At 68.2% G+C, this 12077-nt stretch carries 14 protein-coding genes; 8 read left to right on the top strand and 6 right to left on the bottom strand.

Annotated features, from left to right (window positions below):
- Window positions 1-531, top strand: a 531-nt coding sequence (locus Q0066_RS08065; RefSeq protein ID WP_298131831.1) for an enoyl-CoA hydratase-related protein, incomplete at its 5' end; no start/stop codon positions are given.
- A gap of 175 nt (window positions 532-706) precedes the next feature.
- Here the strand turns inward: Q0066_RS08065 and Q0066_RS08060 are convergent.
- On the bottom strand, window positions 707-1663 hold the full coding sequence (locus tag Q0066_RS08060) for a LacI family DNA-binding transcriptional regulator (RefSeq protein WP_298131828.1): 957 nt from the start codon (window positions 1661-1663) through the stop codon (window positions 707-709).
- 198 nt (window positions 1664-1861) lie between these two features.
- Here Q0066_RS08060 and Q0066_RS08055 point away from each other — a divergent pair, with 198 nt between their 5' ends.
- The 5 genes from Q0066_RS08055 (at window position 1862) to Q0066_RS08035 (ending at window position 6946) form a co-directional block, all read left to right on the top strand.
- Window positions 1862-2680: an ABC transporter permease gene (locus Q0066_RS08055; RefSeq protein ID WP_298131826.1), complete on the top strand. Its 819-nt coding sequence runs from the start codon at window positions 1862-1864 to the stop codon at window positions 2678-2680.
- Complete coding sequence (locus Q0066_RS08050; RefSeq protein ID WP_298131824.1) at window positions 2677-3474, top strand: ABC transporter permease; 798 nt, start codon at window positions 2677-2679, stop codon at window positions 3472-3474. Before Q0066_RS08055 ends, Q0066_RS08050 begins: the two co-directional genes overlap by 4 nt.
- Window positions 3471-4478 carry an ABC transporter ATP-binding protein gene (locus Q0066_RS08045; RefSeq protein ID WP_298131823.1) on the top strand — a complete coding sequence of 336 codons (1008 nt, stop codon included), beginning with the start codon at window positions 3471-3473 and terminating at the stop codon, window positions 4476-4478. Before Q0066_RS08050 ends, Q0066_RS08045 begins: the two co-directional genes overlap by 4 nt.
- Window positions 4479-4524: 46 nt before the next feature.
- On the top strand, window positions 4525-5598 hold the full coding sequence (locus tag Q0066_RS08040; RefSeq protein WP_298131822.1) for an extracellular solute-binding protein: 1074 nt from the start codon (window positions 4525-4527) through the stop codon (window positions 5596-5598).
- Window positions 5599-5842: 244 nt separating this feature from the next.
- On the top strand, window positions 5843-6946 hold the full coding sequence (locus Q0066_RS08035; RefSeq protein ID WP_298131820.1) for a hypothetical protein: 1104 nt from the start codon (window positions 5843-5845) through the stop codon (window positions 6944-6946).
- Window positions 6947-7016: 70 nt separating this feature from the next.
- On the opposite strand, the gene Q0066_RS08030 is transcribed toward Q0066_RS08035, so the two are convergent.
- The gene (locus tag Q0066_RS08030) at window positions 7017-7673 is read right to left on the bottom strand and encodes a GNAT family protein (RefSeq protein ID WP_298131818.1); all 657 of its coding nucleotides are present in this window, start codon (window positions 7671-7673) and stop codon (window positions 7017-7019) included.
- Window positions 7674-7683: 10 nt separating this feature from the next.
- Window positions 7684-8169 (bottom strand): YqhA family protein, encoded by a 486-nt coding sequence (locus Q0066_RS08025; RefSeq protein ID WP_298131817.1) that lies wholly within the window; start codon window positions 8167-8169, stop codon window positions 7684-7686.
- Between the two features lie 58 nt (window positions 8170-8227).
- On the opposite strand from Q0066_RS08025, the gene Q0066_RS08020 reads away from it, so the two are divergent.
- Complete coding sequence (locus tag Q0066_RS08020) at window positions 8228-8785, top strand: pyridoxamine 5'-phosphate oxidase family protein (RefSeq protein WP_298131816.1); 558 nt, start codon at window positions 8228-8230, stop codon at window positions 8783-8785.
- A complete protein-coding gene (locus Q0066_RS08015) occupies window positions 8769-9317 on the top strand; it encodes a YbaK/EbsC family protein (RefSeq protein WP_298131814.1) in 549 nt (182 codons plus the stop codon). Before Q0066_RS08020 ends, Q0066_RS08015 begins: the two co-directional genes overlap by 17 nt.
- A 152-nt stretch (window positions 9318-9469) precedes the next feature.
- Here Q0066_RS08015 and Q0066_RS08010 read toward each other — a convergent pair whose 3' ends face one another.
- The 3 genes from Q0066_RS08010 to Q0066_RS08000 all read right to left on the bottom strand — a co-directional run.
- A complete protein-coding gene (locus Q0066_RS08010; protein WP_298131812.1) occupies window positions 9470-10522 on the bottom strand; it encodes a low specificity L-threonine aldolase in 1053 nt (350 codons plus the stop codon).
- A gap of 413 nt (window positions 10523-10935) precedes the next feature.
- Complete coding sequence (locus Q0066_RS08005; RefSeq protein ID WP_298131810.1) at window positions 10936-11508, bottom strand: SDR family NAD(P)-dependent oxidoreductase; 573 nt, start codon at window positions 11506-11508, stop codon at window positions 10936-10938.
- Window positions 11508-12077, bottom strand: a 570-nt coding sequence (locus tag Q0066_RS08000; protein WP_298131808.1) for a DUF6421 family protein, incomplete at its 5' end; no start/stop codon positions are given. The genes Q0066_RS08000 and Q0066_RS08005, both read right to left, overlap by 1 nt.

Genomic DNA, 12077 nt, shown 5'->3' with positions numbered 1-12077 from the left:
GTGCAGCGGCTGATCCGGTTCATGCCGAAGGTGGTGATCGCGCTGGTCAACGGCTGGGCGGCCGGCGGCGGCCACTCGCTGCACGTGGTGTGCGACCTGACCCTGGCTTCGGCCGAGCACGCCCGGTTCAAGCAGACCGACGCCGACGTCGGCTCGTTCGACGCCGGCTTCGGCTCGGCCTATCTGGCCCGGCAGGTCGGCCAGAAGATCGCCCGCGAGATCTTCTTCCTCGGCCAGACCTACGACGCGCAGCGCGGCTACGAGATGGGCACCGTCAACAAGGTCGTCCCGCACGCCGACCTCGAGGACGAGGGCCTGGCCTGGGCCGAGCTGGTCTGCGGCAAGTCGCCGACCGCGCAACGGATGCTCAAATTCGCCTTCAACGCCATCGACGACGGCCTGATCGGCCAGCAGGTGTTCGCCGGCGAAAGCACCCGGCTCGCCTACATGACCGACGAGGCGGTGGAGGGCCGGGACTCGTTCCTGGAGAAGCGGCGTCCGGACTGGTCGCGCTTCCCGTACTACTACTGAGCGGTCAGCTGGACGAGTCATCCCTCATGCGGAGCCGCATCCGTCATCCCGGGCTTGCCCCGGTGTCTCCGGCAACGGGATCCGGCGGCAAGAGATCCCGGCGTTCGCCGGGATGACAGGGGTCTCGACAAGCTCAATCAGCGACCGGGAACTCAATCAGCGACCGGGAATCTGCTCAGTCGAGGGGCAGGGTGACCTGCATCGGGAGGCGCATGGTGCGTAGCGGGGTCTCGCCCGGGGAGTCCAGTTCTGCGATCAGCAGGTCCATCGCGGCGGTGCCGAGCTCACTGCCGTCCACGTCGATCGTCGGCGTCCGGTGGTCGCCGATCGCGGTGCTGATGACACTCTCGGTGGTCACCACCAGATCGTCGGGAAGGACGCCTCGCGCTCCCAGGGCGAACGCCAGACCCAGCCCGATCTGGCTGGCGTAAGGGATCACAGCGCTCACCCCGGCGGCCAGGACGTCGTCCGCGACCGCGGCGCCGGCGGCGAAGGTGGGCGGCATCGGGCCGAGCACGACCAGTTCGGCACGCGCGGCCGCTCGTTCGGCGATGGCGCGGGTGCGTTGGGCGTCCTGCCAGGAGCCCGCCGGCCCACCGAGATAGGCGAGGGTGCGGTGGCCCACGTCGAGCAGGTGATCGGCCAGATCGCCGAACCCGTTCGCCGCGTCGGCGATCACCGAACGGACGCCGGCGACCTCGCGATCGACCAGCACGACCGGACGAGTGCGACAGATCTGCCGGACGTGATCGTCCGGCCCGAGCGGCGCGGCGAGGATCAATCCGTCCACCTGGCGGGCTAGGCGTTCCAGATCGCGGACATCCTCATAGGTCAGCAGCGGGTTGGCCGCGATGGTGAGCTGACGTTGCCGAGTGGCTGCCCTCCGCTGGGCGCCGACCACGATCGGCGTGAAGAAATGGTTGTCGAGATCGGGCACGACGATCGCGATCACCCCGGTGCGGCCGGTGACCAGACCGCTGGCCGCCCGATTGACCGCGAAATTCAGCTCATCAGCGGCTTTACGCACCCGTCTGACGGTAGCGGGCGCCACCAACTCGGGCCGGCTGAGGGCTCGGGAAACGGTGGATTTGGAGACGCCCACACGAGCGGCGACGTCGGACAGGGTGGCCACGGCAACCCCCTCCCGCGGTGGCCCTGCGACCACGATTCGAACCGATTGTTTGCGAGTCGAACACCCGCTGCCGCAGGGTTCTTTTCTCGATCGTTACCCAAGACGGTACCGGTACGGGCGTGGATGGGATAGCTTTCCTGCGACCAATGCAAACGATTGCAGGCCGATCCGCTTCCTGGATCGCCAGGAGGGAGCGCGATGAGAAGTCGTGCCGGTCTGCTCCTGGTTCCCGGACTCATCATTCTCGTGGTCGGCCTGATCGTGCCCGCGATCAGCATGCTCTTCTTCCCGCGCCGCTCCGGCCCGGGCGAGGTGCTCGCCGCATTCGGCAGCTTCTTCAGCGATCCGTTCATGATGAGCATCCTGTGGCGCACCGTCTGGATCGGTCTGGTCGTCACCGGCCTGTGTGTGGTGATCGGCTTCCCGATCGCCTACATGCTGGCCCGCAGCGGCTCGCGCTGGGTGGGCATGTGGCTGGCGTTGGCGATCTTCCCGCTGCTGCTCAGCAACGTGGTGCGCACCTTCGGCTGGCTGGTCGTGCTCGGCTCCCAAGGTGTGCTCGGCCGGGTGCTGATGGCCCTGCACCTGGTCGAGAAGCCGCCGCAGTTGCTCGCCAGCGAATTCGCCATCGTGCTCGGCCTGATCCAGCTCTTCCTGCCGCTGGCGATCATCTCCAGCTACTCGGCGATCGCGCAGGTGGACGCCACCCTCGACGAAGCGGCCCGCAGCCTGGGTGCCAGCCCGACCCGCACCTTCTGGAGCGTCGTGGTGCCGCTCTCGCTGCCCGGCGTGATCGTGGCGGCCACCCTGGTCTTCGCCGGCTCGGTGACCGCCTACACCACGCCCTTCCTGCTCGGCGGATCGAGCGACAAGATGCTCTCCACCCAGCTCTTCTACTACACCGACACCAACGTCGACTGGACGATGGCGGGCGCCGTCGCGCTGATGATGACGATCCTGGTGTTCGCGGTCGCGTCGCTGTCCAGTGCCACCGGCCGGCTCGGGAGGACGCAGTGAAGAACCGTCACCCGATCGCCCTGGTGCTGGCCGTCATCGGCTACACGATCATGGTCGTGCCGATCTTCTTCGTGATCGCGATCTCGTTCAACGCCGGCGACACGCTCACCTTCCCGCCGGATGCCGTCTCGCTGCGCTGGTTCGCCGCGGCGCTTGCCCATGAGCGGTTCACCAGCGCATTGGTGACCAGCCTGATCGTGGCGGTCATCGCCACCTTCCTCGGACTGGTGCTCGGCGTTCCGGCGGCGCTGGCGCTGGCCAGAAGCAATCTCCGGGCCAAGGGTGCGATCCAGAACATCTTCTTCTCGCCGCTGATCATTCCCGAACTGGTGCTGGGCGCCGCGCTCTACCAGCAGCTGGCGATCCCGCTGCGGCTGCAGAACTACCTGCCGGTGCTGATCCTCGGCCACACCATCCTGATGCTGCCCTACGCCGTCCGGGTGACCGGGGCGTCGCTGGCCAACATGGACGGTCAGGCCGAAGAGGCGGCGCGCATGCTCGGCGCTTCACCGGTGCGGGCCTTCTTCGACGTCACCCTGCCGATGCTGCGGCCCGGCATCTTCTCCGCGGCGCTGCTGTCGTTCATCACGTCGTTCAACAACGTGCCGCTGTCGCTGCTGCTGACCAAGGGCAGCACCACCCTGCCGATCGAGATGCTCGACTATGTGTCGCAAGGCATCGACCCGATGATCGCAGCCATGTCCACCCTCGTCCTCGCCGGAACCGTCGTGATCGCGTTCATCGCGGAAAAGACCGTCGGCTTCGCCCAGATCTTCGGAGGGATCAACAAATGAGCGTCCCCGCCGCCCAGTTCGTCAACGTCACCCAGACCTTCGGTGACGTGGTCGCCGTCGACGACATCTCGCTCGACATCGAGCGGGGCAAGCTGACCACCCTGCTCGGCCCGAGCGGCTGCGGCAAGACCACCTCGCTGCGGATGCTGGCCGGCTTCGGCAAGCCCACCTCGGGGCAGATCTTCATCGAAGGCGAGGAATGCACCCGGGTACCACCCGAGAAGCGTGGCCTCGGCATGGTGTTCCAGCAATACGCGCTGTTCCCGCACATGACGGTGCGCGACAACGTCGGCTACGGCCTCAAGCTGCGCAAGGTGCCGACCGCCGAGCGGCGGCAGCGCGTCGACGAGGCGCTCGAGCTGGTCGGGCTCACCTCCCAGGCCGATAAGCGGCCGCGGCAGATGTCCGGCGGTCAGCAGCAGCGGGTGGCGCTGGCCCGGGCGATCGCGATCCGGCCCCGGTTGCTGCTGCTCGACGAGCCGCTGTCAGCCCTGGACGCCCGACTGCGGGTCGAGATGCGCGCCGAACTGCGGCGGATCCAGGCGGAGACCGGGCTGTGCGTCGTCCTGGTCACCCACGATCAGGACGAGGCGCTGGAACTCTCCGACCAGATGGTGGTGATGCGGGCCGGCAAGATCGAACAGGCCGGGACGCCGCAAGCGGTGTTCAGCGCGCCGGCCAGCCGATTCGTCGCCGAGTTCCTCGGCTACGAGAACTTCCTCACCCTGGCCGACGGGCAGCACGCCGCCGTCCGTCCGGAACGGCTGGTGGTGGGCACCCCCGACGACACCCCGTCCGACGGTGCACTGCGGCTGGACGGCACCGTCGCCGATGTCGCCTACCGCGGCGTCGACCTGCTGGTCACCAGCGAGGTCACCGATCCGGCCGGCCAGCAGGTGCGGCTGGTCGCCGACATCCGCGGCGCCACCGCCGGGGCCTTCGCCCCGGGCCAGCCCGTCCGGCTCAGCATCACTCCCGACCATCTGATCGTGCTCGCCGCCTGAGCGCCGGGCCCCAGACCCAGGATTCACGTAAATCGAAAGGACAGACATGGCTCGATCGAAGCCCATGGTCATGATCGCCGCCGCGGTGGCAGCCGCGGGGCTGGCCTTCACCGGCTGCAGCAGCGCGGCGCCCGGTGGGGACGCCTCCACGGCCAAGACCCTCAAGATCAGCACCTTCAGCTTCGGCGTGGAGGGCTTCACCGAGGCCGTCGTGAAGCCGTTCGAAGCCAAGACCGGCATCAAGGTCGAGGTGGTCACCGGCAAGAACGCCGAGCGGCTCAACGAGCTGAAGGCGACCGAGAACAGCGCCGGCGTCGATGTGATGCTGATCACCGACAACTTCGCCGCTCAGGGCCAGACCGACAAGCTGTTCGAGCAGATCGACGCCGCCAAGCTGCCGGCGCTGGCCGATGTGGCCGACTTCGCCAAGGGCACCGACCTGTACGGCCCGGCCACCACCTACCAGCTCAACGGCATCGTCTACGACACCCGCAAGGTGAACGCCAAGCAGGCGAAGTCGTGGGACCTGTTCGGTGAATCGTCGGTGGCCGGCAAGGTCGCCCTGCCCGACATCAGCGCCACCTCCGGCCAGCTGACCGTCTCGGGACTGGGCACCACCTACGGCAGCGGGCCGTTCGACTACGACACCGCGCTGGCCAAGCTGGCCAAGTGGAAGCCGGGCGTGCTGAAGTTCTACGCCTCGACCACCGAGGTGTCGAACCTGATGACCCAGGGTGAGATCGTCGCCGCCGCCTCGATCAGCGGCTTCGCCGCCGACCTGATCAGCAAGGATTCGAACTTCGCCTTCGCCGTGCCCGAGAAGGGCGCCTACCTGGCGACCAACCGGGCGATGATCCCGGTCGGTGCGCAGCACGCCGACGCCGCCTACCAGTTCATCGACTACCTGCTCGGCGCCGACGCCCAGGCCGCGGCGCTGAAGGGCTACAACGACCTGCCGGTGAACAACAAGGTGACCGTGCCCGAGTCGATGACGAAGATGCTCGACGGTGCGGTGCCGGATCCGACCAAGGCCGGCTACTCCACCATCGACGCCGTCAAGGCGGCGTCCGAGTTCAGCACGCTGGCCGACCGGTTCGCCCGCGAGGTCACCGGCAGCTGATCATCGCTGGTCGAGACCTCCCCGGACGGGGCCGCGCCGGACGACTCCGGTGCGGCCCCTCGGTCATCCCGGCCCGCCTCGGTCATCCCGGCCCGCCTCCGTTCATCCCGGTCCGGAACAGCCCGGATGAGGTGCTGATCAACGTGACACCGCTGGTTGAGCTCGTCGAAACCCCTTGCCAGCGGCCCGACCGTCCAGGGTTTCGACAAGCTTGACCAACAAAGCTGACCACCAAGGAGCGTCCATGACTGTCGAGGCAGGCATCATCGCGCGGCTGCCCAAGGTCGACCTGCACTGCCATCTGATCGGGACCGTGCGGGCGTCCACCTTCGCCGAACTGGCCCGTCGTGAGCGTCTCGATCTGCCCGACACGCCCGAGCGGATCTACGCCGACTGCAACTCGCTACCGCCCGACGCCGACCTGTACCGGGACACCCGCATCCCCGTGCCGCAAGGCCGTTCGGCCGACGAGCCCGAGGTCTCCTACTCGCTGTTCCAGCTCTCCGGCTGGGTGACCGAAGCGCTGCGCGACACCGACGACCTGACCCGGATCGTCTACGAGGCGTTCGCCGACGCGCACACCCTGAGCGCGACCCGGCACCTGGAGGTGTCCATCGACGAACCCCACGGACGGCTGGCCCGAATCGGCTACCCGGCGCTGGTCGAGGCCTACGCCGAGGGCATCCGGATGGCCGAGCGCGAGTTCGGCATGTCCGGACGGCTGATCGCCGCCATCGACCGCAGCCGCACCGGCGAGCAAGCGCTGGCCTGGGTGCGCACCGTGGTCTCCCACCCGCACGAGTACCTGGCCGGGATCGGCCTGGACAACCTGGAAACCGTCGGCCCCCCGGAACGCTTCGCGGACGCCTACCGGCTGGCCGGCGACGCAGGCCTCGGCCGCACGGCGCACTCCTCCGAGCACGTGCCGGCCGCCGCCAACACCATCACCTGTCTCGACCTGCTCGGCTGCGACCGGATCGACCACGGCTATTTCGTGCTGCAGGACGACGCGGTGGTCGCTCGGCTGCGGGCCGAGCAGACCCCGATGACGGTCATCTCGACCACGTCGCGGCGGTCCTGGCGACCGTGGCGGCGAGCCTCCATCGCCGCGATGCTGGACGCCGGACTCAACGTGATCGCGGCGTCCGACGACCCCGGCATGTTCCCCACCACCCTGGGGACCGAGTACGGCATTCTCGCCGACGACCTCGGTGTGACCTACGCCCGGCTACGGCAGATGGCGCTGGCCGGCGTCGACGCCTGCTGGCTGCCGGCGTCCGAGAAGGCGGAACTGCGCGCCCGGTTCGAGCGCGAGCTGGCAGTGCTGGACGCCGAGCTAGCCAGCTGACCTCGCCATTGGTCGAGCTTGTCGAGACCCATTTGTGCACAAGTGGTTTCGACAAGCTCAACCAGCGGGATCACTCCAGTCCGATCAGCTTGCGGACGGGTTCTGCTCCGGTGACTGTCAGTTGGGGCCCGCGGACGAGGGCGTCCGGGGTGAGCAGGTATTCGTTGGAACTCACCCAGGTTTCGTTCCTGGGTACCCGCTGGACGCCGTTGAGGCGGTAGCCGACCTTCTGACTGACCTGGTTCGAGGCCGGGTTGTCGTCGAACGCCGACGAGGTGATCTGCTCGAAATCCAGGTGATCGAACAGGAAGGCGCACAGCGCTTGGCGCATCAGGGTGCCGATGCCGCGTCCCTGGAAGCGGCGGCCCAGCCAGGAACCGGTCTCGCCGGTGCGGGTGGCCAGGAAGTCCCGGGTGGAGACGCCCTGGGTGCCGGCCAACTCGCCTTCGTACCGGACGGCGAGATCCAGATCCCAAGCGCCAGGCGCGAAGCGCGACCGGACGCCCCAATGATGCTGCAGGTAGTGCAGGTGGAATCGCTCCGCCGGGGTCCGCGTCCACGGCTGCTGGAACGGCATCTCATCGTCGCCGTGAATGCCCTCCGCCGCCAGGTCGGCGAGTGCGATCAGGGTGCCGTCGTCCATTCCGGCCAATTCGATGGGTCCGGCGACGATCCGTAGACCGAGCACGGGGTAGGCCTCGGCGAGCGTGCGGCGTCCGATGGTCATGGGTGAACCCTCAGTGTTTCGCGCGCAGGAACAGCGAGAGTGCGGCGGTCACCGCGGCGATGCCGCCGCCGAGGTAGAGCAGGTTGAGTGGAGTCTCGCCATGCAACGCGCGCCCGAGGAAGAACACGCCGAGCACCACCACGACGACACCGATCAACTGGCTCTTGAGGTCGTCCAGCGAGTGGAAGACCAGCCATTCGGGCAGTCCGGGCAGATCGCCGATGAACAGCTCGTACAAGCCGATCGCGATGATGTACAGCACGACGGCAAGCAGGAACACGTCCGCGATCTCGACGAACGCGATCACGAAGGTCTGCGTCTCGGGGTGAGCGTCGAAAGCCATGGCGATCGTCTGATACACCTCGACCGCGCCGACGGCGGTCAATGTGATCGCGCCCACCAGCATGCCGAGCGCCGGGATGAGTACGACGAACCGGGTCAGCGAGAAGCCTTCCTTCTGGCGCTTGGGCCGGGTGGACGGGGACGTCTCGGGCATGGGACCTCCGTGCTCTGGGATGGTCCGACGCTATCGGCTGGTGAGCGGACAATGAACCATGGCTCAGCGCTACCCGCAGATCACCGACCGCATTCGGCGGTTCATCGAGGCACAACACATGTTCTTCGTGGCGTCCGCGGCCCGGACCGGCCGCGTGAACGTATCGCCCAAGGGGCTCGACACACTGCGCATCCTGGACGCGAACAAGGTGGCCTGGCTGAACCTCACCGGCTCGGGCAATGAGACCGCGGCACACATCCTGGACGTGCCGCGGATGACGCTGATGTTCTGCGCGTTCGAAGGCAATCCGTGGATCGTCCGGCTGTTCGGGACGCCGACCATGATGCAGCCCGGGGAGGACGGCTGGGACGAACTGGTCGGACTGTTCCCGCCGCAGCGCGGGTCGCGACAGGTGTTCGTGCTGGACATCGACCTGGTGCTGACCTCGTGCGGTTTCGGTGTCCCGCTGTACAGCTTCGAAGGCGACCGCGACGTGCTCGACTCGTGGGCGGCGAAGAAGGGCGACGACGGGTTGCTGGCGTACCAGCGGGAGAAGAACGCCGAATCGCTGGACGGCTTCCCGACCGGCCTGGTGCAGGATGGGCACCATGTCTGACGTCTTCGGCACCCTCGACGCGGTACCTGCCGCCAGCCGTCCGGAGCTGTTGGCGTCGCCCGTCCTGGCCGCCATCGGGCTGATCCCCGAGGCGCTGGTCGCAGCCATCGACCCGGCCTATGCGGACACCGAGAATCTGTGCTCCCACTACGGGGTTCCGATGGACGCCTCGGCCAACGCCGTGATCGTCCGGGGCACTCGGGCCGGCGTCGACTCACACGCCTGCTGCATGACCCTGGCGCACCGCCGGGTGGACGTGAACAACGTCGTCCGGCGTCGGCTGAACGCCCGCAAGGCGTCCTTCGCGCCGATGGATTTCGCCGTCGAGGCGACCGGCATGGAGTACGGCGGGATCAATCCGGTCGGGCTGCCCGAGGGCTGGCCGATCTGGGTGGACGGCGCCGTCGCCGACCGGGATTGGGTGTGCATCGGCTCAGGCGTGCGGCATTCCAAGCTGTTCATTCCAGTCGCCGGCCTGCTCGGCCTCCCCGGGGCTGAACGGGTGGACGACCTCGCCCGCGACGTCGGCTGAGCTTGCTCCGCGTCCCTGGTGGTCGGGAGATCCCGGATCAAGTCCGGGATGACGGTGAGGTCCGTCCTCGTCATCCCGGCGAACGCCGGGGTCTCAGTTCGGAGCCCATGGAGGGTGCGCTCACGGCCTGACGAGGGAGAGGGGCCTACCGCTCAGGCGAGTCGCGTGCAGGCGTCCCGGATCAGGGTGGCGAAGGCGTCCACGTCGGCCTCGGCGGTGTCGAAGGAGCACATCCAACGCACCTCGCGGGCGGCCTCGTCCCAGTCGTAGAAGAAGAACTCCGAACGGACGGCGTCCGCTACCCCTTCGGGGAGCCGGACGAAGACACCGTTGGCCTGGGTCGGCTGGGCGAACTCGACGCCCGGAATGTCCGCCACGGCGGCCCGTAGCCGGGTGGCCATCGCGTTGGAATGGGCGGCGCTGCGCAACCACAGATCACCCTCGTAGAGAGCGATCAGCTGAGCCGACACGAACCGCATCTTGCTGGCCAGTTGCATGTGCGTCTTGCGCAGGTAGGCGAGACCGGTGCAGGCGTCAGGGTTGAGCACGACGATCGCCTCGGCGCCGAGCGCGCCGTTCTTGGTGCCGCCCAGGCTGAGCACATCGATGCCGGCGTCGGTGGTGAAGTCGGCGAACGGAACGCCGAGCGCCGCCGCGGCGTTGCCGAGCCGCGAGCCGTCCAGGTGCACGGTCATGCCGAGGTGGTGTGCGTGCTCGGTGATGGCCCGGATCTCGTCGGGTGTGTAGAGGGTGCCCAGTTCGGTGGACTGGGTGATCGACACGGCCAGCGGTTGCGCGCGGTGCTCGTCGCCGAAACCGCGGGCCTCGACGTCGATCAGCTCAGGGGTGAGCTTCCCGTCGGGGGTGGGGACCGGGTACAGCTTCAGTCCGGCCACCTTCTCGGGGGCGCCGCCCTCATCGACGTTGATGTGTGCGGTCTGGGCACAGACCACCGCACCCCAGCGGGGCAGCATCGACAGCAGTGCGGTGACATTGGCGCCGGTGCCGTTGAACACCGGGAACGCCTCGACCTGCTTGCCGAAATGCCCGCGGAGTACCTCGGTCAGCTTCGCCGTGTAGGCGTCGCTTCCGTAGGCGGTCTGGTGTCCGCCGTTGGCTTCGGCGATGGCGTCCAGCACCTCGGGGTGGACGCCGGAATAGTTGTCGCTGGCGAAGCCCCGGCGGGCGGGATCGTGGAGTTGCACCTGGTCATCCTTCCATGTCGGTGCGGGCGGCCCGGTTGTCGCCGCCTGAACGGTGGGGGTACCTGGGATCAGTCTGAAATCGACCCCAGAGTGGTGAGTGAGAGGTGGCTTGCGTGTGCTGCCGAGGGTGGGGACATGCAGGCGGCCTGCTCACTCTGGGGTCGATTTCAGACTGATCGCGGGTATCCCCGTGTGGGAGAGGTCTCGACAAGCTCGACCGACGGGTGGTTGAGCTTGTCGAAACCACTTGAGGGGGTCTGGACAGGCTTGACCGGCGGTGACCAGCCCTCCATCGCCAACTCGTCATCCCGGCGAATGCCGGGATCTCGGGTGCGGCCCCAGATCCCGGGGCGAGCCCGGGATGACGAACACGAAAGCGCCGCCCGTGGCTGACTTGGCGCGTGTGCCGGCCGTTAGTCGAACAGGCTCGCCAGCCGCTGGCCGAGTTCGCTCACATGGGTCTGGCGGCTGAAGTCCTTGTCGGGGGACTTTTCGAGGTCGCGATCCGAGTACAGCGCCATCACCCGCTCGATATGGACCCGGCCGGGGCTGTCCTTCAGCGCGTGACCGACGGCGAGCAGCCAGGTCTCGGCGGCCGCCTTGGCGGCCAGGTAGTTGGCGTTGCCCGCGGTCGGCTTGGCCACCCCGGTCTGTGAGACGATCGCGAACCGGCCGGCCGGAGAGGCGGCGATGGCGTCGGCGAAGGCGCGGGTGGTGTTCCGCAGGGTGCCGACGATCATGGTCTGCAGCCAGTCCCAGTCCTCGTCGGACTGCCCGGCCAACCCGCCGCCGCCGCGCCAGCCGCCGACCAGGTGGATCACCCCGTCGACCGGGCCCAGCCGCGAGGCCAGATCCCGCACGGCGGCGAAGTCACGCAGGTCGCACTCGTCCGGCCCGATCTCGATCGCCTCGTGACCGTGCTCGCGCAGTGCGGACGCCGTGGCGTCGCCGGCGGGGCTGCCCGCGCCGGCGATCACCACCCGCATCAGTCCGCCGTCCCGGTGATGCCCGAGGTCGACGCGATGACGTCGCGCATCTTCTTCTCGAAGGCCTCGTAGAACATGCTCAGCGGGAACTCGTCGTCCATCACCTTGTCGGTCAGCTCGCGCGGCAACCCGGTCAGCGGCAGGTCGCCGGCCTTCCACGCCGACGCCGGGTGCGGCTCGACGGTGCCCGACACCAGCTCGTAGGCGGCCAGCCAGTGGCTGACCTTGGGCCGGTCGATGGAGCGCCAGTAGAGATGCTCGATGGCGGCGCCGAGTTCGTTGACGCAGTCCGGCACCCGGTCCCACTCGAAGGCGAGCTGGGTGTCGGTCCAGTGCAGCACTCGGTGCTGATGCAACCAGGCGAACAGCAACTGCCCGCCCAGTCCGTCGTAGTTCCGGACGCGGTTGCCGGTGATCGCGAACCGGAAGATCCGGTCGAAGATCACGCAGTACTGCACCAGCCGGGCGTGATGGGCGAGCTCCAGATCCTCAGCGGTCGGCTCGGCGAGGGCCGCGATCCGGCGGTCGATGGCGACCGACTCGCGGAAGGCGGTCAGGTCGCAGCGCAG

Source organism: Micropruina sp. (assembly GCF_027492755.1).
Taxonomy (GTDB): domain Bacteria; phylum Actinomycetota; class Actinomycetes; order Propionibacteriales; family Propionibacteriaceae; genus Micropruina.
The sequence above is the reverse complement of the archived record's forward strand: the minus strand, read 5'-3'. Positions and strand labels throughout refer to the sequence as shown.

Bases quoted from the DNA above. Each gene is read 5' to 3' on its own strand.
- Q0066_RS08025 (WP_298131817.1), bottom strand. From the start codon at position 8,169: ATGCCCGAGACGTCCCCGTCCACCCGGCCCAAGCGCCAGAAGGAAGGC.
- Q0066_RS08055 (WP_298131826.1), top strand. From the start codon at position 1,862: ATGAGAAGTCGTGCCGGTCTGCTCCTGGTTCCCGGACTCATCATTCTC.
- Q0066_RS08020 (WP_298131816.1), top strand. From the start codon at position 8,228: ATGGCTCAGCGCTACCCGCAGATCACCGACCGCATTCGGCGGTTCATC.
- Q0066_RS08015 (WP_298131814.1), top strand. From the start codon at position 8,769: ATGGGCACCATGTCTGACGTCTTCGGCACCCTCGACGCGGTACCTGCC.
- Q0066_RS08040 (WP_298131822.1), top strand. From the start codon at position 4,525: ATGGCTCGATCGAAGCCCATGGTCATGATCGCCGCCGCGGTGGCAGCC.
- Q0066_RS08045 (WP_298131823.1), top strand. From the start codon at position 3,471: ATGAGCGTCCCCGCCGCCCAGTTCGTCAACGTCACCCAGACCTTCGGT.
- Q0066_RS08030 (WP_298131818.1), bottom strand. From the start codon at position 7,673: ATGACCATCGGACGCCGCACGCTCGCCGAGGCCTACCCCGTGCTCGGT.
- Q0066_RS08035 (WP_298131820.1), top strand. From the start codon at position 5,843: ATGACTGTCGAGGCAGGCATCATCGCGCGGCTGCCCAAGGTCGACCTG.
- Q0066_RS08005 (WP_298131810.1), bottom strand. From the start codon at position 11,508: ATGCGGGTGGTGATCGCCGGCGCGGGCAGCCCCGCCGGCGACGCCACG.